This is a genomic window from Paracraurococcus lichenis, assembly GCF_030657435.1.
Lineage (GTDB): Bacteria > Pseudomonadota > Alphaproteobacteria > Acetobacterales > Acetobacteraceae > Paracraurococcus > Paracraurococcus lichenis.
In genome coordinates this window covers 1-26,592 of sequence record NZ_JAUTWS010000020.1, presented here as the reverse complement: position 1 = coordinate 26,592, position 26,592 = coordinate 1, and the positions used below count along the sequence as shown (strand labels likewise).

Annotated in this window: 24 protein-coding genes and 1 pseudogene; 8 read left to right on the top strand and 17 right to left on the bottom strand. The window is 70.6% G+C overall.

Annotated elements, in window-relative coordinates:
* Positions 1 to 69 precede the first annotated feature (69 nt).
* The 4 genes from clpB to Q7A36_RS20140 all read left to right on the top strand — a co-directional run bounded on the left by clpB (position 70) and on the right by Q7A36_RS20140 (position 5,964).
* Positions 70 to 2,658: an ATP-dependent chaperone ClpB gene (gene clpB / locus Q7A36_RS20155; protein ID WP_305105536.1), complete on the top strand. Its 2,589-nt coding sequence runs from the start codon at positions 70 to 72 to the stop codon at positions 2,656 to 2,658.
* Between the two features lie 218 nt (positions 2,659 to 2,876).
* On the top strand, positions 2,877 to 3,863 hold the full coding sequence (locus Q7A36_RS20150) for an aldo/keto reductase (protein ID WP_305105535.1): 987 nt from the start codon (positions 2,877 to 2,879) through the stop codon (positions 3,861 to 3,863).
* Between the two features lie 77 nt (positions 3,864 to 3,940).
* Complete coding sequence (locus tag Q7A36_RS20145; protein ID WP_305105534.1) at positions 3,941 to 4,915, top strand: glycosyltransferase family 2 protein; 975 nt, start codon at positions 3,941 to 3,943, stop codon at positions 4,913 to 4,915.
* Between the two features lie 230 nt (positions 4,916 to 5,145).
* Entirely contained in the window at positions 5,146 to 5,964 is an 819-nt protein-coding gene (locus Q7A36_RS20140) for a metallophosphoesterase family protein (protein WP_305105533.1), read from the top strand.
* A 63-nt stretch (positions 5,965 to 6,027) separates the two neighbouring features.
* On the opposite strand, the gene rpsD is transcribed toward Q7A36_RS20140, so the two are convergent.
* Positions 6,028 to 6,645, bottom strand: coding sequence for a 30S ribosomal protein S4 (rpsD, locus tag Q7A36_RS20135; protein WP_305105532.1), 618 nt, complete (start codon positions 6,643 to 6,645; stop codon positions 6,028 to 6,030).
* A 182-nt stretch (positions 6,646 to 6,827) separates the two neighbouring features.
* Here rpsD and Q7A36_RS20130 point away from each other — a divergent pair, with 182 nt between their 5' ends.
* Positions 6,828 to 7,082 (top strand): hypothetical protein, encoded by a 255-nt coding sequence (locus Q7A36_RS20130; RefSeq protein ID WP_305105531.1) that lies wholly within the window; start codon positions 6,828 to 6,830, stop codon positions 7,080 to 7,082.
* On the opposite strand, the gene Q7A36_RS20125 is transcribed toward Q7A36_RS20130, so the two are convergent.
* Positions 7,073 to 7,897 carry an RNA methyltransferase gene (locus Q7A36_RS20125; RefSeq protein WP_305105618.1) on the bottom strand — a complete coding sequence of 275 codons (825 nt, stop codon included), beginning with the start codon at positions 7,895 to 7,897 and terminating at the stop codon, positions 7,073 to 7,075. The genes Q7A36_RS20130 and Q7A36_RS20125 overlap by 10 nt on opposite strands.
* A gap of 364 nt (positions 7,898 to 8,261) precedes the next feature.
* Entirely contained in the window at positions 8,262 to 9,692 is a 1,431-nt protein-coding gene (gene cysS / locus Q7A36_RS20120) for a cysteine--tRNA ligase (RefSeq protein WP_305105530.1), read from the bottom strand.
* 200 nt (positions 9,693 to 9,892) lie between these two features.
* Between cysS and Q7A36_RS20115 the strand changes: the two genes are divergently transcribed.
* Positions 9,893 to 10,210 (top strand): hypothetical protein, encoded by a 318-nt coding sequence (locus tag Q7A36_RS20115; protein ID WP_305105529.1) that lies wholly within the window; start codon positions 9,893 to 9,895, stop codon positions 10,208 to 10,210.
* Between the two features lie 47 nt (positions 10,211 to 10,257).
* Here the strand turns inward: Q7A36_RS20115 and Q7A36_RS20110 are convergent, their stop codons facing one another.
* The 4 genes from Q7A36_RS20110 to Q7A36_RS20095 form a co-directional block, all read right to left on the bottom strand.
* Complete coding sequence (locus Q7A36_RS20110) at positions 10,258 to 11,100, bottom strand: lytic transglycosylase domain-containing protein (RefSeq protein ID WP_305105528.1); 843 nt, start codon at positions 11,098 to 11,100, stop codon at positions 10,258 to 10,260.
* Positions 11,101 to 11,213: 113 nt separating this feature from the next.
* On the bottom strand, positions 11,214 to 12,548 hold the full coding sequence (gene gltX, locus Q7A36_RS20105) for a glutamate--tRNA ligase (protein WP_305105527.1): 1,335 nt from the start codon (positions 12,546 to 12,548) through the stop codon (positions 11,214 to 11,216).
* The gene (locus Q7A36_RS20100; protein WP_305105526.1) at positions 12,549 to 12,854 is read right to left on the bottom strand and encodes a hypothetical protein; all 306 of its coding nucleotides are present in this window, start codon (positions 12,852 to 12,854) and stop codon (positions 12,549 to 12,551) included. It lies immediately after the preceding gene.
* Positions 12,851 to 13,234, bottom strand: a complete 384-nt coding sequence (locus Q7A36_RS20095; protein WP_305105525.1) for a hypothetical protein — start codon at positions 13,232 to 13,234, stop codon at positions 12,851 to 12,853. Before Q7A36_RS20095 ends, Q7A36_RS20100 begins: the two co-directional genes overlap by 4 nt.
* A gap of 132 nt (positions 13,235 to 13,366) precedes the next feature.
* Between Q7A36_RS20095 and Q7A36_RS20090 the strand changes: the two genes are divergently transcribed.
* Complete coding sequence (locus tag Q7A36_RS20090; RefSeq protein ID WP_305105524.1) at positions 13,367 to 13,702, top strand: hypothetical protein; 336 nt, start codon at positions 13,367 to 13,369, stop codon at positions 13,700 to 13,702.
* Here the strand turns inward: Q7A36_RS20090 and Q7A36_RS20085 are convergent.
* The 7 genes from Q7A36_RS20085 to Q7A36_RS20055 form a co-directional block, all read right to left on the bottom strand.
* Positions 13,692 to 14,498 (bottom strand): DMT family transporter, encoded by an 807-nt coding sequence (locus Q7A36_RS20085; RefSeq protein WP_305105523.1) that lies wholly within the window; start codon positions 14,496 to 14,498, stop codon positions 13,692 to 13,694. The two genes, Q7A36_RS20090 and Q7A36_RS20085, sit on opposite strands and share 11 nt — an antisense overlap.
* 179 nt (positions 14,499 to 14,677) lie before the next feature.
* A complete protein-coding gene (locus Q7A36_RS20080) occupies positions 14,678 to 15,853 on the bottom strand; it encodes a nicotinate phosphoribosyltransferase (RefSeq protein WP_305105522.1) in 1,176 nt (391 codons plus the stop codon).
* A 20-nt stretch (positions 15,854 to 15,873) separates the two neighbouring features.
* On the bottom strand, positions 15,874 to 17,253 hold the full coding sequence (locus Q7A36_RS20075; protein ID WP_305105521.1) for a class II 3-deoxy-7-phosphoheptulonate synthase: 1,380 nt from the start codon (positions 17,251 to 17,253) through the stop codon (positions 15,874 to 15,876).
* A 127-nt stretch (positions 17,254 to 17,380) separates the two neighbouring features.
* Positions 17,381 to 17,929, bottom strand: coding sequence for a PEP-CTERM sorting domain-containing protein (locus tag Q7A36_RS20070; protein WP_305105520.1), 549 nt, complete (start codon positions 17,927 to 17,929; stop codon positions 17,381 to 17,383).
* A 256-nt stretch (positions 17,930 to 18,185) separates the two neighbouring features.
* Positions 18,186 to 19,565 (bottom strand): glutathione-disulfide reductase, encoded by a 1,380-nt coding sequence (gene gorA, locus Q7A36_RS20065; protein ID WP_305105519.1) that lies wholly within the window; start codon positions 19,563 to 19,565, stop codon positions 18,186 to 18,188.
* A gap of 229 nt (positions 19,566 to 19,794) precedes the next feature.
* On the bottom strand, positions 19,795 to 21,027 hold the full coding sequence (locus tag Q7A36_RS20060; RefSeq protein ID WP_305105518.1) for a YeeE/YedE family protein: 1,233 nt from the start codon (positions 21,025 to 21,027) through the stop codon (positions 19,795 to 19,797).
* A gap of 241 nt (positions 21,028 to 21,268) precedes the next feature.
* Complete coding sequence (locus tag Q7A36_RS20055; RefSeq protein WP_305105517.1) at positions 21,269 to 22,747, bottom strand: NAD-dependent succinate-semialdehyde dehydrogenase; 1,479 nt, start codon at positions 22,745 to 22,747, stop codon at positions 21,269 to 21,271.
* Positions 22,748 to 22,896: 149 nt separating this feature from the next.
* On the opposite strand from Q7A36_RS20055, the gene Q7A36_RS20050 reads away from it, so the two are divergent.
* Positions 22,897 to 23,685, top strand: coding sequence for a cyclase family protein (locus Q7A36_RS20050; RefSeq protein WP_305105516.1), 789 nt, complete (start codon positions 22,897 to 22,899; stop codon positions 23,683 to 23,685).
* A gap of 124 nt (positions 23,686 to 23,809) precedes the next feature.
* On the opposite strand, the gene Q7A36_RS20045 is transcribed toward Q7A36_RS20050, so the two are convergent.
* The 3 genes and pseudogenes from Q7A36_RS20045 to Q7A36_RS41605 form a co-directional block, all read right to left on the bottom strand.
* Positions 23,810 to 24,886: an NAD(P)-dependent alcohol dehydrogenase gene (locus Q7A36_RS20045; protein ID WP_305105515.1), complete on the bottom strand. Its 1,077-nt coding sequence runs from the start codon at positions 24,884 to 24,886 to the stop codon at positions 23,810 to 23,812.
* A gap of 234 nt (positions 24,887 to 25,120) precedes the next feature.
* On the bottom strand, positions 25,121 to 25,894 hold the full coding sequence (locus tag Q7A36_RS20040; RefSeq protein ID WP_305105514.1) for a hypothetical protein: 774 nt from the start codon (positions 25,892 to 25,894) through the stop codon (positions 25,121 to 25,123).
* A 120-nt stretch (positions 25,895 to 26,014) separates the two neighbouring features.
* A pseudogene (locus Q7A36_RS41605) lies at positions 26,015 to 26,551 on the bottom strand (TniQ family protein); the annotation flags it as partial.
* Between the last annotated feature and the right edge of the window lie 41 nt (positions 26,552 to 26,592).

The window sequence follows — 26,592 nt, the reverse complement described above, 5'->3', positions numbered from 1 at the left end:
CTTGGTGCCGGCCATCGCCTCTAGAGGGATGGCTGGGGCCAGTCGCCTCACGATGAGGGACATACGAGCATGGACATCGAGAAATTCACCGACCGCGCCAAGGGCTTCCTGCAGGCGGCGCAGACCATCGCCATCCGGGAATACCACCAGCGCGTCACGCCGGAGCACCTGCTCAAGGCCCTGCTGGATGACGAGCAGGGCGCGGCCGCGGGCCTGATCCGCGCCGCCGGCGGCGATCCCGCCCGGGCCAAGCAGGCCGTGGATGCCGAGGTGGGCCGCCAGCCCAAGGTGACCGGCGGCGGCGCCGGCCAGCCCGGCTTCACCCCCGACATCGTCCGCGTGCTGGATGCCGCGCAGCAGCAGGCGCAGAAGGCCGGCGACAGCTTCGTCGCCCAGGACCGGCTGCTGGTGGCGCTCGCCGCCTCCGACGCGCCTGCCGGCCGCATCCTCAAGCAGGCCGGCGCCGATGCGCAGCGGCTTGAGGCCGCCGTCGCCGACCTGCGCAAGGGCCGCAAGGTGGACAGCCAGAACGCCGAGCAGAGCTTCGACGCGCTGAAGAAATACGCGCGCGACCTGACCGACCTCGCCCGCACCGGCAAGCTCGACCCCGTCATCGGCCGCGACGAGGAGATCCGCCGCGCCATCCAGGTCCTGGCACGCCGCACCAAGAACAACCCGGTGCTGATCGGCGAGCCGGGCGTCGGCAAGACCGCCATCGTCGAGGGGCTGGCGCTGCGCATCGTCAAGGGCGACGTGCCGGAGGCGCTGAAGGACAAGCGCGTCATGGCGCTCGACCTCGGCGCCATGGTGGCCGGCGCCAAGTACCGCGGCGAGTTCGAGGAGCGCCTGAAGGGCGTGCTGCAGGAGGTCGAGCAGGCCGCCGGCGACATCATCCTCTTCATCGACGAGATGCATACCCTGGTCGGCGCGGGCAAGGCGGACGGCGCGATGGATGCGTCGAACCTGATCAAGCCGGCGCTCGCCCGCGGCGAGTTGCACTGCGTGGGTGCCACGACGCTCGACGAGTACCGCAAGCACGTGGAGAAGGACGCGGCGCTGGCCCGGCGCTTCCAGCCGGTCTTCGTCGGCGAGCCGAGCGTCGAGGACACGATCAGCATCCTGCGCGGCATCAAGGACAAGTACGAGACGCATCACGGCGTCCGCATCACCGATAGCGCGCTGGTCGCGGCGGCCACCCTCTCCAACCGCTACATCACCGACCGCTTCCTGCCGGACAAGGCGATCGACCTGGTGGACGAGGCGTCCAGCCGCCTGCGGATGCAGGTGGACAGCAAGCCGGAGGAGCTCGACGAGCTCGACCGCCGGCTGATGATGCTGAAGATCGAGCGCGAAGCCCTGAAGAAGGAGGACGATCCCGCCTCCCGCGACCGGCTGGAGAGGCTGGAGAAGGAGGTCGCTGACCTCGAGGAGCGCTCGCACGAGATGACGCAGCGCTGGGCGGCGGAGAAGGGCAAGGTCGCCGAGGTCCAGAAGGCCAAGGAGGCGCTGGAGCAGGCCAAGACCGAGCTCGAGCTGGCCGAGCGCAAGGGCGACTTCGCCGAGGCCGGACGGCTGAAATACGGCGTCATCCCGGGCCTCGAGAAGCAGATCGCCTCCGCCGGCGACGGCGATGCGCGGCTGGTGAACGAGGCGGTGACCGAGGAAGGCATCGCCGCGGTCGTCTCCCGCTGGACCGGCATCCCGGTCGAGAAGATGCTGGAGGGCGAGCGTGCCAAGCTGCTGAAGATGGAGGACCAGCTCCGCCGCCGCGTGGTCGGGCAGGAGGAGGCGCTGGAGGCGGTCAGCAAGGCCGTCCGCCGGGCGCGCGCCGGCCTGCAGGACCCGAACCGGCCGATCGGCAGCTTCCTCTTCCTCGGCCCGACCGGCGTCGGCAAGACCGAGCTGGTGAAGGCGCTGGCCAACTTCCTCTTCGACGACGAGCGGGCGATGACCCGCATCGACATGTCGGAATACATGGAGAAGCACGCGGTCTCACGGCTGGTCGGCGCCCCTCCGGGCTATGTCGGCTATGACGAGGGCGGCGCGCTGACCGAGGCGGTGCGGCGCCGGCCCTACCAGGTCATCCTCTTCGACGAGGTGGAGAAGGCGCATGAGGATGTCTTCAACATCCTGTTGCAGGTGCTCGACGACGGGCGGCTGACGGACGGCCAGGGCCGCACCGTGGACTTCCGCAACACGATCATCGTGCTGACCAGCAACCTCGGGTCCCAGGCGATCGCGGAGCTGCCGGAGACCGCCGATATCGAGGCGGCGCGGCCGGCGGTCATGCGGGCGGTCCGGGACCGGTTCCGGCCGGAATTCCTGAACCGCCTGGACGAGGTCGTGCTGTTCCGTCGCCTCGCCCGCGGCGACATGGCGGCGATCGTGGACATCCAGCTCGAGCGGCTGCGCAAGCTCCTCGAGGACCGCAAGATCCGGCTGGAGCTGGACGAGGGCGCCCGGGAATGGCTGGCCGAGGCCGGCTACGACCCGACCTATGGCGCGCGGCCGCTCAAGCGCGTCATCCAGCGGAACCTGCAGGACAAGCTGGCCAACCTGCTGCTGGAGGGCCGCATCCAGGACGGCGAGGCGCTGCGGGTGACCGCCGGCCTCGACGGGCTGGAGATCGCGCCCGAACCGCTGGCCAAGGCGGCCTGAGAGGCGGGGAGGAGGTATCCTCCCCGCACCCCACCTCTATTTCTCTGAGTCTGGACCCGCCGCGCGGCGGGTCCCGACTCACAGAAGGCAGGCATGGGGTTGGAACCCCTTGGCGTCCGACGGGGAGGAAATGCCTTTTCCTCCCCGATCTTCTCGGCTCGACGCGCCACGCGGCCCTGCTAGGCTTTCGCCGAAGGATCCATTCGGGGGAACGGCGCATGGCGACACTGCCGCATCGCAGCCTGGGCAGCACGGGGCTCTCGGTCTCGGCCGTCGGCCTCGGCTGCATGTCGCTCTCGGGCGTCTACGGGGAGGCCGACGACAACGCCTCGGTCGACCTGATCCGCGCCGCCATCGACCGCGGCATCGACCATCTCGACAGTTCCGACATGTACGGCTGGGGCCATAACGAGGAGGTGCTGGGCCGCGCCCTGAAGGGCCTGCGCGACCGGGTCATCCTGGCGACGAAGTTCGGCCAGACCCAGAACCCGGGCGGACCGAACGGCGTGAACGGCAGCCCCGACTACGTCCAGCAGGCCTGCGAGGCCTCGCTGAAGCGCCTCGGCGTCGAGGTCATCGACCTTTACTACCAGCACCGCGTCGATCCGAACGTCCCCATCGAGGAGACGGTCGGCGCCATGAAGCGCCTGGTGGAGCAGGGCAAGGTCCGCTTCCTCGGCCTGTCGGAGGCGAAGCCGGAGACCATCCGCCGCGCCCATGCGGTGCACCCGATCGCCGCCGTGCAGACCGAATACTCCCTGCTCTACCGGGTCGAGGCGGAGGAGACGCGGGCGGTCACCCGCCCCCTGGGCATCGGCTTCGTCGCCTATTCGCCGCTCGGCCGCGGCTTCCTGACCGGGGCGATCCAGGACTTCTCCCAGGTCGATGGCCGCCGCGCCGCGCATCCGCGCTTCCAAGAGGCGAATTTCGCCGCCAACCGCGCGCTGGTCGAGAAGGTGGAGGCGATCGCCCGGGAGAAGGGCTGCACCCCGGCGCAGCTCACCCTCGCCTGGCTGCTGGCGCAGGGCGAGGACGTGGTCGCCATCCCCGGCACCCGCTACCTGCCGCGAATCGAGGAGAACCTCGGCGCGCTGAAGGTCACGCTGACGGCGGAGGAGGTGGCGCGGATCTCGGACGCCGTCCCGGCCGGCGCCGCCTCCGGCACCCGTTACCCGCCGGGGGCGATGAAGGCGGTGCAGTTGTAGGCCGCCACCGGTCGCATTCCGGTGACTGTGCGGCTTGTGACGCCGGCAGGGGCGCGGTCCGTGCCACCCCTGCCGCCATGCCGCGCGAGCTTGCCACCCCCGCCCCCGCCATCTCCGTCCTGACCCCGGCCTATGACGTCGCCCGCTTCGTCGGCGCGGCGGTGGACAGCGTGCTGGCCCAGGATTTCCCGGGCTGGGAGATGATCGTGGTGGATGACGGCTCCGCCGACGGCACGGCGGAGGTGGTCGCCGCCCGCCGCGACCCGCGCATCCGGCTGCTCCGCCAGGCCAATGCCGGCGTCTCCGCCGCCCGCAGCCGGGCGATGGCGGAGGCGCGCGGCGAGGCCATCCTCTTCCTCGACGCCGATGACTGGCTGGCGCCCGATGCCCTCTCCCGCCTCGCCACGGCGCTGGCCGCGGCGCCGCAGGCCGTCGGCGCCTTTGGCGGCTTCGCCTTCGTCGCCGAGGGTGCGAAGCCCGGCGACCGGCCGCTGCGCCGCAAGACCGGCCCCTTCCCCGCCGGCGACCTGCTGGAGACGCTGCTGATCGAGAACCTCTTCGCCAATGGCGGCCACCTGCTGCTGCGGCGGGAGGCGCTGGCGCAGGCCGGGCCCTTCCTGCCGCATCTCCGCTACGGAGAGGACTGGGAATACTGGATCCGCCTCTCGCTGCTCGGCCCCTGGGCGGTGGCGGCAGGGCGGGAGCCGATCCTATTCGTCCGCCAGCGCGCCGGCAGCGCCTTCAACCGCATGGCGCGCGATCCTGCGGCCTTCGCGCCCACCATGCTGGCGATCTGGGGCAACCCGGCGCTGGAGGCACGCCTCGGCCCCGCCCGCTTCGCCGCCATGCGCCGGCGGGCGGAGGCGGAGAACGACTGGGTCGTCGGGCGGGAACTGATCCGCCACGGCCAGCGGGCGGCGGGGCTCGAGAAGCTGCGGGCCTCCGTCGCCCAGGCGCCGACGCCCAAGCGCGCGCTGCTGCTGGCCGCGGCGCATGCGCTGCCGATCCTGCCCCGGCGGTTGCACGGGCCATTCCTCGCCTATCCGGGCTAGCGAGGACACCGCCCGCCGATGTGGCCGGAGGTCGGCTCGGTCCGCGGGCGCGCTGCACGAGTTGCCCGGGGGGAAGGGAGGGAACTCCCTTCCCCCCGTACCCCCGCAACCCTCCTTTTTCTCCGAGTCCGCTGTTCCAGCCTGCGGACTCACAGAAAAAGGTGGGGTGGGCGTGGGAGGGGAGTTCCCTCCCCTCCCACATCCCGTCCCGCGAGCGCCCGGACTCCCCGATGACGACGATCCTGCAGATCTCCGACGCCCATCTCTCGCCGCGGACGAGGCTGTTCCGGCGGAACCTCGACCTCCTCACGGGCTGGGCGGAGCGGCACCGGCCCGACCTCATCGTCGCCAGCGGCGACCTCTCGCTCGACGGCGCGGACCGGGACGAGGACCTGGCATTCGCCATCGGCCTGCTGCGGCGGCTGCCCGCGCCGGTGCTGGCCGTGCCGGGCAACCACGATGTCGGCAGCCATCCGCGCACCATGCCGACGCAGCCGGTCGATGCCGCGCGGGTCGCGCGCTTCCGGCGCCTGGTCGGACATGACTGGTGGGTGCGGGACCTGCCAGGCTGGCGGCTGGTGGGACTGGACACCGAGATCATGGGCACCGGCCTGCCCGAGGAAGCCGCGCAGGCCGCCTTCATCGCCGAGGCCGCGGCCGGCGCCGCGGGTCGCCGCATCGCGCTGTTCCAGCACAAGCCGGCCTTCGTCACCAGGCGGGACGACCCGACCTTCGACTACTGGTCGGTGCCGCCCGAGGCCCGTGATGCCCTGGCGCCGCTGCTGGACCATCCGGGCCTGCGCCTGGTCGCCTCCGGCCACCTGCACCTGCAGCACGGCGCCATGTCGGGGGCGGTGCGGTTCGCCTGGGCGCCGGCCATGTCCTTCCTGGTGGAGCCGGAGGCGCAGCCGGACCTGCCGGGCACGCGCCTCCTCGGCGCGCTGGTCCACCGGCTGGGGGAGGATGCGGCGGAGACCGCCGTGCTGTCGCCGGAGGGGACGGAGACCTGCTGGCTGGAGCGCATCCGGGCGGAGACCAACCCGCGCTGAGCCCCGGAACGACGAAGGGCGGGCCGTCGCCGGCCCGCCCCCCTCAAAACAGCCTTGCCAAGCTTACCGCGAGTAGAACTCGACGACCAGGTTCGGCTCCATCTGCACGGGGTAGGGGACGTCCGAGAACTTGGGCGCCCGCAGGAAGCGGCCGCGCATGGCCCGGTGGTCGATCTCGACGTATTCGGGGATGTCGCGCTCGCCGTTCTGCGCCGCATCCAGCACGGAGGTGAGCTGCTTCGACTTCTCCTTCACCTCGATCAGGTCGTTGTCGCGGACCTGGTAGGAGGGGATGTTCACCCGCTTGCCGTTGACCAGGATATGGCCGTGGTTGACGAACTGCCGGGCGGCGAAGGGCGTGATCGCCAGCTTCATCCGGTAGATCACGGCGTCGAGGCGGCGCTCCAGCAGCTCGATCAGGTTCTCCGAGGTGTCGCCCTTGCGGCGCACCGCCTCATCGTAATACTTGCGGAACCGCTTCTCGCCGATGTTGCCGTAGTAGCCCTTCAGCTTCTGCTTCGCCATGAGCTGCACGCCGAAGTCGGTCGGCTTCTGCTTGCGGCGGGCACCGTGCTGGCCGGGGATCGTCTCGCGCTTGTTGATCGGAGACTTGGCCCGGCCCCAGAGGTTGACGCCGAGGCGGCGATTGATCTTGTACTTGGATTCGGCGCGCTTGGTCATGCGTACCTGTTGTCCGCCCCCGATTGGGGTGCGGCCCTTCTTCGATGGTTGTCCCGGTAGGCCCGGGCCCCGAATGGGCCAGGGCGGGCGCACGCCGAACCAAGTCGCCTTGGGGCGCGTCCACGTTCCCAGGAAGAGGGCGGCCGTATAGGGACCCGGGCCCCCTCTTGTCAAAGGGTGCCTTGTCAAACCCGCGAGGCGCCTTCTATTCCGCGCGCATGGGCGTGACGCGCGAAGAGATCCTGGTCCTCGGCCTGACGGCCGGCGTGGTGGGCAGCCTGGTCGGCGGGCTGATGCTCGGGGTCGGGCTCGGGCTTGCGGTGAACGGGGCGCATATCGGCTGGCTACTGGTGATGCCGGCGGCACCGGTGGCGGGCCTGCTGGGCTATGTGCTGGCGCGGAAGCTGGCGAAGAAGCTGCCCGCCGCTCAGCGCTGATCCTCGTCCGGCCTTCCCCGCCGCATCCGGCCGCGGGAAAGCTCCGTGACGACGCCGTGCAGGGTGCGAAGCTCCTGCTCCGTCACCTCCCCCCGCTCGAACCAGTGGCGGAGGTTGCGGACCATGCCGGGGCGCTTCGGCAGGTTGTCCAGAAACCCGGCGGCGTCGAGCTCCGCCACCAGCCGGTCGAGGAAGCCCTCGAGCTGGCCCTTGGTGGCAACGTGGGTCTCGTTGGTCTGGAGCTGCCGCGGCGGGGTCGGCTCCGTCACCGTCCACCATTCATAGGCCAGGATCATCACCGCCTGGGCCAGGTTGAGCGACATGTGCTCCGGGTTCAGGGGGTAGCGGACCAGGGTATCGGCGCAGGCGACGTCGTCGTTCTCGAGGCCGGCGCGCTCCGGCCCGAAGAGCACGGCGGTGCGGAGCCCCCGCCCGTTGATCTGCCTGAGGTCCTCGGCCGCGGCGCGGGCGGTCCGCAGCGGGACGACGATGTGGCGCGGCCGCGGGCAGGTGGCGAAGACGCGGTGGCAGTCGGCGACGGCGGAGGGCGTATCGGGGAAGACCGTCGCCGCCTCCAGGATCGCGTCGGCGCCGGAGGCGGTGCGCCAGGCGCGGTCCTGCGGCCAGCCGTCGCGCGGCGCGACCAGGCGCAGGTGGAACAGCCCGCCATTGGCCATGGCGCGGGCGACGGCGCCGATATTCTCGGCGAGCTGCGGGCGGACCAGGACGACGATGGGGCTCTCGCCGGGTAGCGGCTTGAGGTCGGCGGCGGGCTTGCCGCCGCGGGTCCAGGCTTCCGGCACCAGGCGGTGCATGCCGAGGCCGAAGGCGAAGGCCGGCCGCAGGCGCCAGGTCTGCGGCGCCGTCCGCTCGGCCAGCAGGTCCAGCGGCTCCGCCGGCGGGTCCGTCTCCAACGCCACGGCCAGTTCGACGGCGAGCGCCCGGTAGGCCTCGATCGGCTGTCCCGTGCGGGCGGCGAGGTCGGCTTCGGTCGCGGTGCAGTCGGGCGCGTCCAGATGCGCCCGGAACCAGGCCCGCTTGGGGTCGGTCAGGGCGATCCGCTTGATCGCGTCCATCCATTCTTCGGGCGATGCGGTCAAACCGTCGGGTCCAAAACTCGGAGAAAGCGGTGAGTGGGGGTCCGGGGGGAGAGAGGTGTCCTCTCTCCCCCCGGGATGGTCACGCCTTGCGCCAGGTGGTCCCCTGCGGCCCGTCCTCCAGCACGATCCCCCTGGCCTTGAGGTCATCGCGGATCCGGTCCGCCTCGGCGAAGTTGCGCGCCTTCCGCGCCGCCAGCCGGTCGGCGATGGCCTGCTCGACCCAGTCGGTATCCTCGCCGCCCTTCAGCCAAGCCCGCGGCTCGTCCTGGCAGATCCCCAGCACACCCGCCGCCTCGCGGAAGGCCGCCGCCGCGAGCCCCGCGACCACCGGCCAGGGCTTGCCGATCCGGTGCAGCACGGCGGTGGCGCTGCCGCCGACGCTCGCCACGTTCTCGATGGTGCGGAGGTCGCGCAGCCGGGCCAGGGCCAGCGGCGTGTTCAGGTCGTCCAGCAGCGGGGCGATCGCCCAGTCCGCCATGTCCTTGAGTGTCGCCTCATGGCCGTCGGCCGGCTCCACCGCGCGGGCAAGCATGGCGTAGTGGTCGTCCAGCTCCGCCTTGGCCTCGTCCAGGCCGGCGAAGGTGAAGTCCAGGTCGGCGCGGTAATGGGTGCGCAGCAGCAGCAGGCGGAAGGCCTCGCCGGCCCAGGCGCCGCGCTCCAGGATGTCCCGAACGGTGAAGAAGTTGCCGAGCGACTTCGACATCTTCTCCCCGTCCACCCGCAGCATGCCGTTGTGCAGCCAGGTGCGGGCCATGGCCGGGGTGCCGAAGGCGCAGCGGGTCTGCGCCAGCTCGTTCTCATGGTGGGGGAAGAGCAGGTCCTGCCCGCCGCCATGGATGTCGAACATCTCCCCGAGGGACTTCCAGGACATGGCCGAGCACTCGATGTGCCAGCCCGGCCGCCCCCTGCCCCAGGGGGAGTCCCAGCCCGGCTGCTCCGGCGTGCTCGGCTTCCACAGCACGAAGTCGCCCGGGTCGCGCTTGTAGGGCGCGACCTCGATGCGGGCGCCGGCCAGCATCTCCTCCCGGTCGCGGCCCGAGAGCCTGCCGTAATCGGGGAAGGAGGGGACGCTGAACAGCACGTGCCCTTCCGCCGCATAGGCATGGCCGTTGGCAATAAGGCGCTGAATCAGCTCGATCATCGGCCCGATGGACTGGGTCGCGCGCGGCTCCTCGTCCGGCGGCAGGGCACCGATCGCGGCCATGTCGCGGTGGAAATCGGCCGTGGTGCGGGCGGTGATGGAGGCGATCGGCTCGCCCGTCTCCAGGCTGCGCGCGGTGATCTTGTCCTCCACATCCGTGATGTTCCGGACATAGGTCACGCGCGGGTAAAGGCGCCGCAGCAGCCGGGCCAGCACGTCGAAGACCACGACCGGCCGGGCATTGCCGAGATGCGCCAGGTCATAGACCGTCGGGCCGCAGACATAGAGCCGGACATGCGAGGGGTCGATCGGCGCGAAGGGCTCGCGCGTGCGGGTCAGGCTGTTGTGCAGCGAGAGGTCGGAGGTCATCACGGCGCATCCATAGTCCGGTCGCAGGCCAAACGCATCACTCCCCCGCCAGGGTGGCGGCGGGTTTCAGCGGCGGCGACAGGCGGGCGCGGCGTGCATGGCGCAACGATGCCATTGCGCGCCCCGGGAGGCCAGCAAATCCGGAGGGAACCGGCGGCGCGCAGGGCGTTTGGGGTGCCTCACCACAGGGGAGAGACACCATGATCCGCCAATTCGTGATCGGCCTCGCCGCCGTGACCCTCGCCGCCGCGCCGGCCCTGGCCCAGCGTGACGGCACCCCGGGCAACCCGCCGAGCACCGCGACGCAGCGCGCCCTCGACCATGCCACCGGCAGCACGCCGACCCCGCCGGACGGCACCCCGGGCAATCCACGTGGCACCGCCGCCGGCCGCGCCCTCGACCATGCGACGGGCTCCAACACGACGGGCACGAACCCGAGCCATAGCTCCGGCGTGAGCCGCCACTCGACGACCAACACGCACCGGAACACGACCGGGACGACCACCACCACCCGGTAAAGGCCGGCCCGCCGCCCGCGCGAGCGCCGGGCGGCTCCCGGCGCCGGTCAGTAGCGCAGGCGCGGCGTCAGCACGCCGGTCGGAGCGTCGCGGGTGACCAGACCGCCGCCCTCGAAGGCGCGGAGCGAGGGATCGGCCTCGAGCGTCCCGGCATAGTCGCTGCCGCGCAGGCCGCCACCGGCATAGGCGCGGTCGGCCTCGGCGAGTTCGGCCCCGCGCCAGGCCGGCGAGATCTCCCTGGCGCGCCAGGCCGGCGCGGCACTGGCGACATAGGTCCCGCCCGTACCGAGCATCGGCCCGACGCTGGCCAGGTAGTTCACCGTCTCGTCCGGCAGCACGGAGCGCCCGGAGAGATAGGACTGCACCCGCTCCGGCCCCGCATTGTAGGCGGCGAGGAACATCGGCGCGCCGAAGCGGTCGTGCATCGCCCGGATATAGGCGGCCCCGGCCAGGATGTTGTCGCGGGGATCATAGGGGTCGGGACCCAGCCCGTGCTGCGCCGCCAGCGTGTCATAGGTTCGCGGCATCACCTGCATCAGCCCCATCGCCCCGGCATGGGAGGTGATGGGCTGGCCATTCGCGTCGTAGAGCCGCCCGCCGCTCTCCTGGCGCATGACGGCGCGGATCCAGCGCTCCGGCAGGTTGAAGCGGGATGCGGCCTCCCGGACATGCGGGCCCCAGGGGTCCTCGGGCCCGCCGGGCACGGCATAGGCGGCGGAGGCGCGGGCGCGGTAGCTGCGCGCCTCGGCGCGCGAGGCCTCGAGGTCGTAGCCGTAATCGCCATTGCCGTCATAGCCGCGGCGGCCATCCCAGACGAAGTCCTGGCGCGGCGCGCAGGCGGCGAGAAGGCCGAGGAGCAGCAGGGCGGAGAGGCGGATCGAGGGGGTCATGCGGCACCGGTCCCGACGAGGCCAGCGATCCTAGGAGCCGCAGCATGACCAGTTCGTGGCCGGAGCGCGACCCGCGGCGGGCGGCGCTCGGCATTGCGCCGCCTCGCCGCCCGTCAGGCGCCGGCGGCGATCCGCAGGCGCTGGCCCGCACGCTCCGGCCCGATCAGCGGCAGCAGGCCCTTGAGGTCCGGCCCGGTCTCCTCCCCCGTCAGGGCGAGGCGGAGCGGGTGGAACAGCGCCTTGCCCTTGCGCCCCGTCCGCTCGCGCAGCGCCGCGGTCCAGGCGCCCCATGTCGCCTCGTCCCAGGGCGCGGGCGGCAGTGCCTCCAGCGCCGCGCGGAGATACGCCTCCTCTCCCGGCTGCGGCGGCGGGACGACGGTGCCGCGCACCACCTCGAGCCAGGGCTTCGCCTCGGACAGCAGGTCGAGGTTGCCGCGCACCGCCAGCCAGAAGGTCTCGTCGGCGCCCTCCGGCAGGTGCGACCGCACGCTCTCGAAGCTCGCGGCATGCAGCAGCTTGCGGTTCTGCGCGAGGAGTTGCTGGATGTCGAAGCGCGCGGCGGATTTCGAGATGGCGGAGAGCCGGAAGCCCGCGACCAGGTCGCGCGGCAGGCCGGGATGCGGGTCCTGCGAGGTACCGAGCGCGGCGAGGTAGCCGGCCAGCGCCGCGGGCTCCACGCCGTCCCGGCGGAGCTGCCGCAGCGCCAGCGAGCCGAGCCGCTTGGAGAGCGGCCCGCCATCCGTGTCGGTCAGCAGCGGCAGATGCGCGAAGGAGAGTTTGGCCGGGTTCCCGCCCAGGGCCTGCCAGAGGTCGAGCTGCACGCCGGTATTGGTGACGTGGTCCTCGCCGCGCACGATGTGGGTGACGCCGCTCTCCAGATCGTCCACGACACTGGTGAATGTGTAGAGCGGCGTGCCGTCGGCGCGGATCAGCACCGGGTCCGACAGGCTCGGCAGCTTCACCGCGCGGCGCCCGAGCACGCCGTCCTGCCACTCGACCGTGCGGCTCTCCAGCAGGAAGCGCCAATAGGGCGTCTTGCCGTTGCCGAGCGCGCGCTCGTACTGCTCCGGCGTCATGCGCAGCGCACCGCGGTCGTAGATGGGCGGGCGCTTCTGGCGGATCTGCTGCTCCCGCTTGTAGCGAAGTTCCTCCTCGGACTCGAAGCAGGGATAGAGTCGCCCGGCCTTCTTCAGCCGCTCCGCCGCCGTCTGGTAGCGGTCCATGCGGTCGGACTGGCGGAAGGTCTCGTCCCAGTCGAGGCCGAGCCAGCGCAGGTCCTCCTCCAGCGCCTCGGCATATTCGGGTTTGCTGCGCTCGGCATCGGTGTCGTCCAGGCGCAACAGGACCGTGCCGCCCTGCTGGCGCGCGAGCAGCCAGTTGACCAGCGCGACGCGGGCATTGCCGACATGGAGGTAGCCCGTCGGCGACGGGGCGAAGCGGAGTTTCACTTATCGGGGCTCCAGCGCGGCGTAGTCGGTGTCCTGCTTGCGGGTCGCCGGGTTGGCGATGCAATGCGCCACCCAGGCCTCGGCGTCGAAGCCCTTGGTGACGGCATATTCGCCCCAGCGGCGGTACATGTCGGCGAGTTCTGCGGGCGAGCCGGCCTCGCGGCGCAGGTCCTCGATCTGGGCGCGGACGAAGCGGCGGGCATAGTCCTGCGCCGCCTCGGCGGAGGCGAAGCCCTCCACCAGCCACTCCTCCTCGGGGTCGCCTTCGTCGGCATGGTCGCCGCAGCGGACGGAATGGCGGCTCACTCCTCCTCCTCCTCGGCATCCTCGTCGCGCCGAGGGTCGAGGGCGCGCCAGTTCCGCTCCTCGGACTCCGCGGGCGGGCGGCTGGCGAAGTCGTTGAGTTCCGCGGCGCTGCGCCAGGCATGCTCGGCGCCGCCCAGCACCTCGGCATCCTCGCCGAAGGCAAACCAGGCCTGCACCACGTCTGCGGGCGTCATGCCGCGGGTCCGGCAGCGTTCCAGGCTGTCCCGCACATAGCGGCGGGCGAAGGCATTGGCGTGCTCGACCGTCTGGAAGCCGCGAATGGTCTCCACCGGGTCGGCACCGTTGCCGCCCGAGAGATCCATGATGCGGACGGCATAGCCGCCCTGCTGGCCGAAGAGGCCGCTGTCGAATGCACTCATCGCTGGGTCCGTCCTTCGGGAGAGGCATAGCGCCGGGCGGCCGGGAAGGCACGCCTCCCGGCGCGACGCGGCGGGCCGCGGCGGGTTTCAGCCCCGGACTCCGGAGGATCCCGCCCCGTGCGATGCCCTGCCTTGCCGCTCCTGCTGGCGCTCGCGGCCTGCGGCCCCTCGGCGCTGGCGGTGGTCGGGATCTCGCTCGTCACCGTACCGCTGCAGGTGGGGAGGCGGACCTATGCCGGCGGCAATTTCGTCGCCGCCGAGCCCGGCCGGCGCGCGCCGCCCTTCATCGCGGAGAGCACGAACCTGGAATTCGGCGACTACGGCCGGGTGCCGCTGGCGCTCGGCTGGGTGGCGGACACGCCGGCCCGGCGCGCAGCGCTGGAGGCGTTGACGCGACGGCTGGAGGCGCATGGCTGGCGGCGCGACGGCAGCACCGGACCCTGGTACGGCACGCGCTTCACCCGCTGACGCGGTCCGGCCGCAGGACCGAGAGCGCGAGGCCGGCGCAGACCAGGCCGACCGCGGCGAAGCTTGCGGGCGTCATCGCCTCCCCCAGCAGCGGCCAGGCGAGCAGCGCGGCGAGCGCCGGTACGGCGGCGCCGATCATGGTGGTCGGCCCGGGCCCGATGGAGGCGACCGCCTGGGTATAGAGCAGCCCCGCGAGCACCGCCGCCGCCGCGCCATGGAAGAGGCCCTGGGTGAGCACCACCGGCCAGGGCACCTGGCCGATGGCGGAGGGCAGCGCCAGCCACCAGACCGGCAGGTAGGCCGGCGCGGCCGAGAGGGCGATGACGAGCGTGGCATCCAGCGCCGGCAGCCGCCAGGACTGCACCATCAGGGTATAGACCGCCCAGGCGCAGACAGCGGCGAGGAAGAGCAGGTCGCCGCGCCAGGCATCCGGATGCGGGCCGCTGGTCGCCACCCCGAGCAGCAGCGATCCGGCGACGACCAGCAGCAGGCTCGCCGCCTTCCAGGGCCCGATCCGGCCGAGCCCGAGGGCGAGCGCCAGCAGCGCGGTCGCGACCGGCAGCCCGGCCGCGGTCACCACGGCGCCATGCGCCGCCGGGGCCATCCGGTAGCCGGCATAGGCGAGCAGCGGGAAGCCGAAGCCGGCGAAGAGGGTGATGGCCGGCCAGCGGCGCGGCGCGATGCGCGGCAGCCCGCGCCAGGCGACCAGCGGCAGCGCGACGAGGAAGGCGCCGCCGAAGCGGAGCGCCGCGACGTCCCAGGGCGTCAGCGCCTGGCGGGTGGTCAGGCGCGACATGAGATGGAAGCTGACCCAGACCAGGAGCAGCAGGCCGGCGCAGAGCCAGCCGAGCAGACGCTGCCGCCGCAGCGCCTCCGGCGCCGGGGCGATGCCTGCGGCCGTGCGGGAGGCGGTCCGGTCCAGCCCGCCGCGGCCGTCCGAGGCCTCTGCCGAACCGCTCCGGCCCCCCGACGGCCTCAGCCGCCGTGGCTCCCGCTGCCGTTGCGCTTGCGCGCCCCGTTGCGCTGCAGCAGGAACTCGCGCCCGACCTTGACCCTCGGCTCGCCGTCATAGGCGATGATATCGGCGGTCGCGTAGGTCTCCGACCAGAGATCGGGAATGAAGCTGCCGGTCCCGACCACGTCGATCGGCGCCTTGGCCTCCGCCATCACCCGGCATTTCTGCACGTTGAAGCCGGAGGAAGCGACGATCCGCACCTTGGGGAAGCCGGCCTCGTCCAGCGCCTCCCGCATCTTCCACACCGCGGAGGCCGAGACGCCGGTGCCAACGAGGTGGCGAAGCTCGGTTTCCGAGCGGTAGCGTCGGATGGCGCCGGGTGCGTGGCGTTCCAGCACCGCATAGCTCTCGGCCGGGTCGAGGCCTTCGAGGAAGCGGCCGCCATGGGTGTCGAGCCGCACCGCGAGCCGGCCGGCCGAAGCCAGCTCCGGGAAGCGGCGGCAGACGGCCAGGCCATCCGTCACCTCCCGGCCGAAATAGTCGGTCAGGACCGTCAGCGGCTCGTCCGGGAAGGTCTCGTGGAACATCTCGGCGGCGCGCAGCGTGCTGCCGGCATAGCCGATCAGCGCATGCGGCATGGTGCCGTAGCCGCGCGAGGCGCCGAACCAATGGGCGGTGGCATCAGTGGCATTGCCGATGAAGCCCTTCGCCCCCTCCTGCCGCGCGGCCGCGCTGCCGACGCTGGCGGCATAGGCCATCATCTCCTGCATCTCGGCGCCGGCGCAGTGCCGGGCATCCATGGCGAGGAAGGAGACCTGCGGCAGCTCGAGGCACATCTGGTAGGCGTTGTGCGCCGCGACGCAGGGCGGGCCCATCTTCTGCAGGTAGAGCGTCTCGAGGTCCGAGAGCTGCACGAAGGAGCCGGTGATGGTGAGGATCGGATCGCCGGCGCCGACCCAGGTGCCCTCGGGGTGGATGACGTCGATGTCGAAGTCGGTGCCGCGCTCCCGCGCCACGGACCGCAGCCAGTCCACCGCGAGCCGCGGCGCGCTGACCACGGGGCGGCGGAGGAAGACCGCATAGGTGACGCGGCAGTCGCCGAAGCGCTGCACGATCGCCCGGGTGCGATTGAAATAGGCGTCGGTGCGGGCGGAGATCGCCGCCTCCCCTGGTTCGACCGGCGGCGATCCGTCCATGGCGTTTCCTCGTTGTGTCGTTATTCCGCGGCGCGCGCCGGCTGCGCGGCGCCCGGGGCGCGGCGGGCCTTCAGCTCCTCCGCGATCAGGAAGGCGAGCTCCAGCGACTGCTCCGCGTTCAGCCGGGGGTCGCAGAAGGTCTGGTAGCGCAGCGCGAGGTCGGATTCCGACAGGCGGTGCGCACCGCCGAGGCATTCCGTGACCTCCTGCCCCGTCATCTCGACATGCACGCCGCCGGGCTGGGTGCCCTCCGCGGCATGGGCGTCGAAGAAGCGGCGGACCTCGGTCAGGATCGCGTCGAAGGGCCGGGTCTTGTAGGCGCCGACGCTGGTGGTGTTGCCGTGCATCGGGTCGGACAGCCAGACCACGTTGCGGCCGGCGCGCTTCACCGCGCGCAGCAGCGGCGGCAGCTTGGCCTCGACCTTCTCGGCCCCCATGCGGGAGATGAGGGTGAGCCGCCCCATCTCGTTCCCGGGGTTCAGGATCTCGGTCAGGCGGACCAGCTCGTCCGGGTCGGAGGTCGGGCCCACCTTCAGCCCGATCGGGTTCTTCACCCCGCGCATGAACTCGACATGCGCGCCCTCGGGCTGGCGGGTGCGGTCGCCGATCCAGAGGAAATGCGCCGAGCAGGCGTAAGAGTCGCCGGTGGTGGAATCGACGCGGGTCAGCGCCTGCTCGTAGGGCAGCAGCAGCGCCTCGTGCGAGGTGTAGAAGTCGGTCTCGCGCACCTGGGGCAGGTCGGACATGCCGCAGGCCTGCATGAAGGAGAGCGTCTCGTCGATCCGGTGCGCCAGGTCCTGGTAGCGCTCGGCGAGCGGGCTGCGGGCGACGAAGCCGAGATTCCAGCGATGCACCTGGTGCAGGTCGGCATAGCCGCCCGTGGCGAAGGCGCGCAGCAGGTTCAGCGTGCCGGCGGACTGCATATAGGCGAAGTCCATCCGGGCCGGGTCGGGGATGCGGGCCTCGGGCGTGAACTCGGGACCGTTGATGATGTCGCCGCGGTAGGAGGGCAGCGTCACGCCGTCCTTCGTCTCGCTGTCGGAGGAGCGCGGCTTGGCGAATTGCCCGGCCATGCGGCCGAGCTTCACGACCGGCGTGCCGCCGCCGAAGGTCAGCACGACGGCCATCTGCAGCAGCACCCGGAAGGTGTCGCGGATGATGTTGGCGGTGAAGTCGGAAAAGCTCTCGGCGCAGTCGCCGCCCTGCAGGACGAAGGCCTGGCCGTGGCCGGCCTTGGCGAGCGCCGCCTTCAGCCGCCGCGCCTCCCCCGCGAAGACCAGCGGCGGCCACTTGGCCAGGCGCGCCTCCGCCTCGGCCAGCTTCGCCTGATCGGGGTAGTCGGGCACCTGCCGGATCGGCATGTCCCGCCAGCTTCCGGGGTGCCACCCGCGCACGGTCATTGTGAGCGTTTCCTGATTAAAAGGGGGAGAAGCATAGCCGAGCCCGGCGCCGGGGTGAACCCGAGGATGTCATGCTGGGACAGCCGGCCTCGGCGGCGCCTCCGCGGTGCTGCCAGACCGCTGCCGCTCAGGCCGCGCGGCGGCGCACCAGGCCGAGGCCGAGCAACCCGGCGCCGAGCAGGGCGGCGCTCAACGGCTCCGGCACCGGGGTGCTGTCGACCTGCAAGGTGGCGTGCCAGAGGCTGGGATCGAAGGGCTGGTTCAGGTCGCCGAAGCTGCCCGCGGCGTGGGCGACGGAGGAGGCGACCACGGACTCGACGAGGCTGCCTGCCCCGATGAAGAATCCATCGTTCCCATTGTCCGCGAGGACGGCCAGGTCGATCGCAGAGCCATCCAGGGTGACGAGGCCGGCCGTGCCGCCGGCAAGGCCGGTGGCGCCCACGACAAGGGCCAGATAGGAGCCGAAGAAGACCGGCGGGCTGTCATAGATCACCGCGCCGCCGCGGGTGAAGTTGCTGCCGCCGCCGATGATGAAGCTGTTGCCGTCGGGCGCCAGGGCGCCGGTCAGCCGCGCACCGAGGGCGGCGAGGCCGGAGCCATAGGTGATTTCGAGCGTCGCCGCCTTGGCGCCGGTGGCGGCGATGAAGGCGCAGAGAACTAATCCGATCCAACGCATGGGCTCGCCGTCCTGTCGATGCCGCGGCACCGGCAGGGCAAGGGGTGGGATCGCCGCTTGCGCTGTCGCCGGCGCCATCCGGCCTGCCATGGAAATGAGCGGAACCTCCGCCCATGCCTCGGCGAGCAAATACCCTGCCGATGAGGTCGGGCCCGCCGAATCAAGAGATTGGCGAAAGCGCCATCACGCGCCGCGGCAGCCTGTAAAGATCTCCGACACCGGCGCGGCCTCCCCGCATCGGCGCCCAGAGATGGCGCTACTCCGCCGCCTTGGCCACCACCCCGGCCTCCCGCGTCCGGGTCCGCAGCGTCACGAACTCCTCCGCCGCCGTCGGGTGGATGCCGATCGTGCGGTCGAAATCCTCCTTGGTCAGGCCGGCCGCGACCGCGATGCCGATGCCCTGCATGATCTCCGCCGAATCCTCGCCCAGCATATGGGCGCCGAGGACCTTCCGGCTCTCCTGGCAGACCACGAGCTTCATCAGCGACTTCCGCCCCGGGCGCTTGCTGATGGTATGCCGCATCGGGGTGAACTGGGTGAGGTAGATGTCGACCGGCCCATGCGCCGCCGCATCGGCTTCCGTCATGCCGACCGTCCCGATGGGGGGCGAGGTGAAGACGGCGGTCGGCACGTTCAGGTAGCTCGCCTTGCGCGGCCGGTTGCCGAAGAGCGTATCGGCCAGCGCATGGCCCACCGCCGTCGCCATGGGCGTCAGGTTCAGCTTATCTGTCACGTCGCCGATGGCGTAGATGTTGGGCGCCGTGGTGCGGTGCTCCTCGTCCACCTCCACCGCGCCCTTCGCCGTGCACATCACCCCCGCGCGGTCCAGGTGCAGGCCCTGGACATGCGGCACCCGGCCGGTGGCGAAGAGGACCGCATCGGCCTCGATCCCCTCCCCGCCCAGCAGCGAGAGGCGGAGATGGTCGCCCTGCCGGTCCAGCCGCGCCAGGTTGTGGCCGACATGCTGGCGGATGCCCTGGGCCTCCAGCGCGTCCTTCAGCGCCACGCGGATATCCTGGTCGAAGCCGCGCAGCGGCAGGTCGGCACGGTAGACCAGGTCCACCTCGGCGCCGAGGCCGCGGAAAACGCAGGCGAATTCGAGCGCGATGTAGCCGCTGCCGACGACGCAGAGCCGGCGCGGGACCTCGGTCAGGTCGAAGACGTCGTCCGATAGCATGCCGAGCTCGGCGCCCGGGATCTCCGGCCGCACCGCCCGGCCGCCGACCGCGATGACGATCCGCTCCGCCGTGACACGCCTGCCGCCGACGTCCAGCGTATGGGCATCGATGAAGGTGGCGCGGGCATCGAAGATGGTGCAGCCGGCGCCGGTCAGCAGCCGGCCATAGATGCCGTTCAGCCGCGCCACCTCGGCATCCCGCGCCGCCTTCAGGACGGAGAGGTCGAAGCCGGTCCTCTCGATGCTCCAGCCGAAGGCGGCGGCGTCCTCCGCCCAATGGCCGTATTCGGCGGCGTTGACCATGATCTTCTTCGGCACGCAGCCGACATTGACGCAGGTGCCGCCCCAGAACCGCTCCTCGGCGATGCCGACCCGGGCGCCATGCGTCGCGGCGATGCGGCCGCAGCGCACGCCGGCCGAGCCGCCGCCGATGACGAAGAGGTCGAAGTCATAGGCCATGGATGCTGCCCTTCCTGCGCCGGCCGGGGTCGGTCCGTTGCGCAGTATATGCGTCCGGACCGCCGGGATGGTAACCCGGCAGCCCTGCAACCCGGGCAGACCGGGTCAGACCCTCGCGCCCTTGCCGCGAACCGCTGCGGTCATCGGACCGCGGCACAAGCGGGGCGGGCCGATTCAGACCTTCGCCATTCGCGGCCTTGCCGCGAATCGCTGCGGTCATCGGACCGCGTCAGCACCCCGCCTGCCGCGGCGTCCGCTCCACCTCCAGCCCGAAGAGCGGGCGGAGCCGCGTGCCGATGACGCTGCCGGCGAAGGCCGCCGCCATCCAGACCCAGCCATGCAGGCTGCCGGAGGCGATGCCGGAGAAGTAGGCGCCGATGTTGCAGCCATAGGCCAGCCGCGCGCCATAGCCAAGCATTAGCCCGCCGATGACCGCCGCCAGCGCCGAGCGCAGCGGCACCTTCAGGCTCGGCGAGAAGCGTCCCGCCAGCGCCGAGGCCAGCAGTGCGCCCAGCACGATGCCGAAATCCATCACCGAGGTGACGTCGTCCAGCACGCTGCCCGCGAGCGCCGCCTGCCCATGCGGCGTCGACCAGTAGGGCCAGCCTGCCGCGTCCACGCCCAGCGCCATCGCCGCCTTGGAGCCCCAGAGGGCGAAGGCCGAGGTGATGCCCCAGGGCTTCCCGGCCAGCGCCAGGGTGGCGAAGTTCAGCAGCGCCAGCGCGACCGCGCCGGCGAGCACGGGCCAGGGCCCGCGCAGGAAGCGGGCGAGGCCCTGCCGCGGCGCCGGCCGCGCCGCGACCAGCGCGCCGTGCCGCCGCCGCTCGAGCCAGGCGGTGCCGGCGGCGATGGCGCCGAACAGGACCAGGTTCAACGCCAGGGCCGGGCCGACGCCCCAGTCCTTCACCAGGGAGATGGGCGCCAGGTGCCACTGCGCCTGCCACCAATGGAAATGCGCCGCGCCGAGCGCCGAACCGGCGACGAAGGCCGCGAGGGTGAGCAGCATCCGCACCGAGCCGCCGCCCACCGTGTAGAGCGTGCCGGAGGCGCAGCCGCCGCCGATCTGCATGCCGATGCCGAACATGAAGGCACCGGCCAGCAGCGAGACCCCGATGGGCGAGACATTGCCGGTGACCGGCTGGCCCCAGAGCGAGCCGGCGGAGAGCGCGGGGAAGAAGAGCAGCACGGCGATGGCGAGCATCGCCATCTGCGCCCTGAGCCCCTCCCCCCGCCGGTCCGCGATGAAGACGCGCCAAGCGGAGGTGAAGCCGAAGGCCGCGTGGTAGAGGACGAGGCCGAGGGCGCCGCCGAGCAGGTAGAGCGCGGCCTGCCGCGGGCTGGCGGCCTGCCCGATGGCGAGGGCGCCGAGCGCCAGCAGCGCGCCGGCGCCGAGGGCAGCAGGCGTATTGATGCCGGCCAGCCGCGCCGGGGACGGCGCGGCGGCGAGGGTGGTGGCTGACATGCCGGAGGGGCCTCCCGATCCGATCGGGGCGCCGGCCATGCCGCGCCCTGCAGACCGGTGAAATAGGACCGCGTAGATCCTGTTTCAGCCTGTCACTGCGTGCATCGGCGGTAACCCCGACCCCGGCCAGGGGCATGGCTGCAAACCACGCCCTGGCCAGGGCACTACGCCGGACGCCTTGTATGTTGGGCGAGCCGATTCAGACCTCCGGGCCATGCGGCCCTTCGGTCATCGGCGCGCCTCAGGTGCCGATGCCGCCGAGGGTGAGGTACTTCACCTCCAGGTACTCCTCGATGCCGTAATGGCTGCCCTCGCGGCCGAGGCCGCTTTCCTTCACGCCGCCGAAGGGCGCGACCTCGGTCGAGATCAGGCCTTCGTTGATCCCGACCATCCCAGCCTCGAGCGCCTCCGCCACCCGGAAGATCCGGCCGACGTCGCGGGCATAGAAATAGGCGGCAAGGCCGAAGGGCGTGTCATTGGCCAGCGCGATCGCCTCCTCCTCCGTCCTGAAGCGGAAGAGCGGCGCGACCGGGCCGAAGGTCTCCTCGTTGAAGACCAGGCTCTCCTTGGCAACCTGGGTCAGGATGGTCGGCATATAGAAATTGCCGGGGCGGTCTGCGCGCTTGCCGCCGGTCACCACCTTCGCGCCCTTCTGCAGCGCGTCGGCAACGTGTTCCTCGACCTTCTTCACCGCATCGGCGTTGATCAGTGGGCCCTGGGTCACTCCCGGCTCGAAGCCGTCGCCGACCTTCAGCGCCTCGACGGCGGCCTTCAGCTTCTCGGCGAAGGCGTCGTAGACCCCGTCCTGCACCAGGATGCGGTTGGCGCAGACGCAGGTCTGGCCGGTGTTGCGGTACTTGGACGCCATGGCGCCCTGCACCGCCGCGTCGAGGTCGGCATCGTCGAAGACGATGAAGGGCGCATTGCCGCCCAGCTCCATGCTGGTCTTCTTGATGGTGGGCGCGCATTGCGCCAGCAGCAGGCGGCCGACATCCGTGCTGCCCGTGAAGGTCAGCTTGCGCACCAGCGGGTTGCCGGTGAGCTCCTTGCCGGTCTCGCCGGAGAGGCCGGTGATGACGTTGCAGACGCCGGGCGGCATGCCCGCGCGCTCGGCCAGCACCGCCAGCGCCAGCGCCGAGAAGGGCGTCTGGCTGGCCGGGCGGATCACGCCGGTGCAGCCCGCCGCCCAGCCCGGCCCGGTCTTGCGGGTGATCATGGCGGCGGGGAAGTTCCAGGGCGTGATCGCGGCGAAGACGCCGATCGGCTCCTTCGTCACGATGATCCGGCGGCCCTTGGCGTTCTGCGGGATGGTGTCGCCGTAGACCCGCTTGCCTTCCTCGGCGAACCACTCGATGAAGCTGGCGGCATAGGCGATCTCGCCCTTGCTCTCGGCCAGCGGCTTGCCCTGCTCGGCGGTCATGATCGCCGCGAGGTCGTCGGTATTGGCGATCATCAGGTCGAAGAGCTTGCGCAGGATCGCCGCGCGCTCCTTGGCCAGCATGGCGCGCCAGCCCTTCTGCGCCTGGTGCGCGGCCTCGATGGCGCGGCGGGTCTCGGCGGCGCCCATGGCCGGGACGCGGCCCACCACCTCGCCGGTCGAGGGGTTGCGGACCTCGATCGTCTTCCCGCTATCGGCCTGGACCCACTGGCCCCCGATGTAATTGGCCTGGCGGAAGAGCTCGGGATCCTTCAGCGGCAGGCTTGCGACGGCATCGAGCATGGCCGGTCTCCTTCCCTTGGATGGGCGGAAGATAGGCCCGCACCGCCGCCCCTGACAGGGGCGGTTGGTTTGGGGTCGGTTGGCTGGGGGCGGCTTCCATCGCCGGCGCAGGCTGCCTACCCTGGCCGCAACGACACAGGAGGGACGCCATGGCGCGCCGCATCATCGACATCTCGGTTCCGCTCAGGGCCGGCATCAAGTCCGACCCGCCCTGGGCGCTGCCGCAGATCGAGTATCACGACCACCAGATGACGGCGCCGCCCATCGCCGACTACTTCGGCATCCGACAGGACCAGTTGCCGGAGGGGAACTACGCGGCGCGCGAGCAGGCGCGGCTCTCGACCCATGCCGGCACGCATCTGGATGCGCCCTACCACTTCTTCCCCCGCCAGGACGAACGCCTGACGCCCGGCGGCCGCCCCTCGCTCCGCATCGACGAGGTCCCGCTCGACTGGTGCTTCCAGCCCGGGGTGAAGCTCGACTTCCGCCACCTGCCGACCGGCCATACCGTGCAGCCGGAGGAGGTGCAGCGGGAACTGGACCGCATTGGCCATGTGCTGAAGCCGCTCGAGATCGTGGTGGTGAACACCGCCGCCGGCGCGCGCTATGGCGAGGACGACTATGTCGATACCGGCTGCGGCATGGGCCGGGCGGCGACGCTCTGGCTGCTGGAGCAGGGAATCCGCGTCACCGGCACCGATGCCTGGTCCTGGGACGTGCCCTTCAGCGTGACGAAGCGGCGCATCGCCGAGGGCGCCTCGCCCGACATCATCTGGGAGGGCCACCGTGCCGGCCGGGAGATCGGCTACTGCCACCTCGAGAAGCTGCACAACCTGGAAGCCCTGCCGGCGGACGGCTTCATGGTCGCCTGCTTCCCGGTGAAGGTGCATCGCGGCTCGGCCGGCTGGACGCGGGCGGTGGCGATCTTCGAGGAATAGCACCCGCCCTGCCCCGCGGGCCTCGGCAGGCGTTCGCGGCCCGGGCCATAGGTCGTGCGGCCCAGGCCCCTGGGATGAATGCCTGCTGAGGATCTTCTTGCGTCGCAAACCCCGAGGGGTTTGCTCATGGCGTGATCGCCACCTTCAGCACGCCGTCGCGCTGGTGGCTGAACAGGTCATAGGCCTCCTCGATCCGTTCCAGCCGGAAGCGGTGCGTCACCAGCGGCTTCAGGTCCACGCGGCCGGAGCTGATCGCCGACATCAGCCGGCGCATCCGCTCCTTGCCGCCGGGGCAGAGCGTGGTGACGATCCGATGATCGCCGAGCCCGGCCATGAAGGCGTCGAGCGGGATGCGCAGGTCGGTGGAATAGACGCCGAGCGAGGAGAGCGTCCCGCCCGGCCGCAGCACGCGCAGCGCCGCCTCGAAGGTGGATTGCAGGCCTAGCGCCTCGATCGAGACATCGACGCCGCGGCCATCGGTCAGTTGCCGGATCGCCTCGACGGGATCCGCCTTGGAGAAATCCACCACCGCATCGGCGCCGAGGCGCTTCGCCATCTCCAGCCGCTCCGGCACCCGGTCCACCGCGATGATGCGCGTCGCGCCCATCAGCTTCGCGCCTGCCGTGGCGCAGAGGCCGATCGGCCCCTGGGCGAAGACCGCGACCGTGTCGCCGATGCGGATGGCGCCGCTCTCGGCGCCGCCGAAGCCCGTCGACATGATGTCGGGGCACATCAGCACCTGCTCGTCCGTCAGCCCATCCGGCACCGGGGCGAGGTTCGCCATGGCATCCGGCACCAGGACGTATTCCGCTTGGCAGCCATCGATGGTGTTGCCGAAGCGCCAGCCGCCGAGCGGCTTCCAGCCATGCGCTGTGCCCGCGCCGTCCTGGCTGCAGAACCCGCAGAGGCAGGCATTGGAATGGCCCGAGGGCGTGATGGCGCCGGCGATGACGCGCTGGCCCTCCCGGTAGCCCCGCACGGCGGAGCCGAGCCGCTCGATCACGCCGACCGGCTCATGCCCGATGGTCAGCCCGCGCTCGACCGGGTACTCGCCCTTCAGGATATGCACATCCGTGCCGCAGATCGTCGTGGTGGTGATCCGCAGCAGCGCGTCCAGCGGCCCCACCTCGGGCACCGGCTTCTCCCGCAGCCTGATCGTGCCGGGCTCGACGAAGACGGCGGCCATCATGGTCTTCGGCATGGCGCTTCCCTCCTGGAAGGGAGCAATCCAGCCCGGCCGGCATGCCGCGGCCTTGCGGCGGCGCAAGTAGGCCCGGGCGCGGCGCTCACGATCCCGCGCGGGGATGTAGTGAAAAAATGAACCGGTCCCAACTGCCCTTGCAAGATGGCCATTGATGTCGGCTAACCCGTTCCAAATCGGCTTACAAACGGCCTTCCCGACCAAAAATTAACTTTTTCAAATTCGGCTGCTTCATCAGCTGCTGCGGGATTGCGCCTTCCACGCTGCGATACCCTGCGCCACATCGGCATGCCGATTGCGATGACCCAGTCGTTTGAGAACAAGGTGAACCCGTGGTTCCCTGCCCTCTGCCGTGAGTTTCTCGATTTCGTATTTGAGCCGCCGCTGAAAAAACACTTCGAAGGTTTCCACTTCACCCAAGATCGCTTGGGAGGTAAGAGGCCAAACCCTTTCTGCTCGGGAATGCGAGGAAAAGGTCAAGATCCCCAGTTCACCCGCCAGCTTCATTCGGGTCACTCGCGTCAGCGGGACCTTCGACCTTATCCGATGCGCTGCTTTTGCAACCTGGCTGGCTGAGATGGCGTCGCGAATTTCCGGCTGACATCCAGCGACACTTCCGCGCCCCGGGTTCTTAGCCCTGGTGACCCGCAAGATATCACGTCGGCCGTCGTCGTCCCGCACCGAGCTAGCACGGGTAAGCCATTGCTCGACAAGCAGGTGCAGGAGCGGCTGTTTGATAACTCGACTTCCACCAGCCAAGAAAACCTGCAGCCACCAAGAGGGATATCCGTCAGAGGCGAGCAGAAAAGGGAAAAACTTCAGGACAGGAATCATCACTTCCTTAAAGGAGATCGCCACTGCAGCGAGATCGAGTCGGCCCGCCTTTGTGAGACCTATACGTCGGATCTCCGCTCTGTAGCTTTCAATGGTGACGGCTGGCGACTCAACTTCGAACTGGCAGTTCAGCAGAAGCTCCGATTTCACGGCGAGTTCGTGGAGCATCGACATCGCGGTATCATCAATCGGCGCCGCGCTCACGATGCGAGCGTCGATTAGTCCTATAGATGGGTGCGCGAAGTTAGTACGACTGCCGGTAACAGCCCATCCAATCTCCAGCAGCGGGATGCGATGCCTCGTACACACGATTACGGTCGGGAGATGGTGCGACCTTCTCCAAAATAGTTCTCCTATCGGACGACTCTTCTGGTCTTCGCGAAAGCATGATGCGCAATACCGTAACCCGCTGACACGAGGGACTACGATGCCCCGACGGACTTGGAGAGGCTTGCCCCTCACGCGTCTTGACACCATTCTGTCGAACAGCGCCTTGCGCTCCGCTCCCGCTGTGTAGGCAACCATGTAATTAAACGGCGTCAGGTTCTGGATCACAAAGTTTGTGTCGGAAAGCGCGCCAGCGCCGATCGCGGAGCAGAAGTCGCCGATCGAGTCCGGCACATCCAATGACATGAAGTATCTCTTCGAGCCGAAAAGCTCCTCTCGCACCCACTTTGGAGAGCTTTGAGAATATCGGACGTATCGGGCGATCAAGCTGTAGAGATGCTCATCCTCGTAGTGCCATGGGAAAAATGGAAGACCGCCCCGCCCATTGCCCCTAGCTGCGGCTTCGGGTCTAGCATCCTCGTCCTGCAATGGGCGCGATAGCATGCGTCAGGTATAATACAATCGAGTTGGCGACTCCCGCTCCT

Bases quoted from the DNA above. Each gene is read 5' to 3' on its own strand.
- clpB (WP_305105536.1), top strand. From the start codon at position 70: ATGGACATCGAGAAATTCACCGACCGCGCCAAGGGCTTCCTGCAGGCG.
- Q7A36_RS20150 (WP_305105535.1), top strand. From the start codon at position 2,877: ATGGCGACACTGCCGCATCGCAGCCTGGGCAGCACGGGGCTCTCGGTC.
- Q7A36_RS20145 (WP_305105534.1), top strand. From the start codon at position 3,941: ATGCCGCGCGAGCTTGCCACCCCCGCCCCCGCCATCTCCGTCCTGACC.
- Q7A36_RS20140 (WP_305105533.1), top strand. From the start codon at position 5,146: ATGACGACGATCCTGCAGATCTCCGACGCCCATCTCTCGCCGCGGACG.
- rpsD (WP_305105532.1), bottom strand. From the start codon at position 6,645: ATGACCAAGCGCGCCGAATCCAAGTACAAGATCAATCGCCGCCTCGGC.
- Q7A36_RS20125 (WP_305105618.1), bottom strand. From the start codon at position 7,897: ATGCACCGCCTGGTGCCGGAAGCCTGGACCCGCGGCGGCAAGCCCGCC.
- cysS (WP_305105530.1), bottom strand. From the start codon at position 9,692: ATGACCTCCGACCTCTCGCTGCACAACAGCCTGACCCGCACGCGCGAG.
- Q7A36_RS20115 (WP_305105529.1), top strand. From the start codon at position 9,893: ATGATCCGCCAATTCGTGATCGGCCTCGCCGCCGTGACCCTCGCCGCC.
- Q7A36_RS20110 (WP_305105528.1), bottom strand. From the start codon at position 11,100: ATGACCCCCTCGATCCGCCTCTCCGCCCTGCTGCTCCTCGGCCTTCTC.
- Q7A36_RS20095 (WP_305105525.1), bottom strand. From the start codon at position 13,234: ATGAGTGCATTCGACAGCGGCCTCTTCGGCCAGCAGGGCGGCTATGCC.
- Q7A36_RS20085 (WP_305105523.1), bottom strand. From the start codon at position 14,498: ATGTCGCGCCTGACCACCCGCCAGGCGCTGACGCCCTGGGACGTCGCG.
- Q7A36_RS20080 (WP_305105522.1), bottom strand. From the start codon at position 15,853: ATGGACGGATCGCCGCCGGTCGAACCAGGGGAGGCGGCGATCTCCGCC.
- Q7A36_RS20075 (WP_305105521.1), bottom strand. From the start codon at position 17,253: ATGACCGTGCGCGGGTGGCACCCCGGAAGCTGGCGGGACATGCCGATC.
- Q7A36_RS20070 (WP_305105520.1), bottom strand. From the start codon at position 17,929: ATGCGTTGGATCGGATTAGTTCTCTGCGCCTTCATCGCCGCCACCGGC.
- gorA (WP_305105519.1), bottom strand. From the start codon at position 19,565: ATGGCCTATGACTTCGACCTCTTCGTCATCGGCGGCGGCTCGGCCGGC.
- Q7A36_RS20060 (WP_305105518.1), bottom strand. From the start codon at position 21,027: ATGTCAGCCACCACCCTCGCCGCCGCGCCGTCCCCGGCGCGGCTGGCC.
- Q7A36_RS20055 (WP_305105517.1), bottom strand. From the start codon at position 22,747: ATGCTCGATGCCGTCGCAAGCCTGCCGCTGAAGGATCCCGAGCTCTTC.
- Q7A36_RS20050 (WP_305105516.1), top strand. From the start codon at position 22,897: ATGGCGCGCCGCATCATCGACATCTCGGTTCCGCTCAGGGCCGGCATC.
- Q7A36_RS20045 (WP_305105515.1), bottom strand. From the start codon at position 24,886: ATGCCGAAGACCATGATGGCCGCCGTCTTCGTCGAGCCCGGCACGATC.
- Q7A36_RS20040 (WP_305105514.1), bottom strand. From the start codon at position 25,894: ATGTCGATGCTCCACGAACTCGCCGTGAAATCGGAGCTTCTGCTGAAC.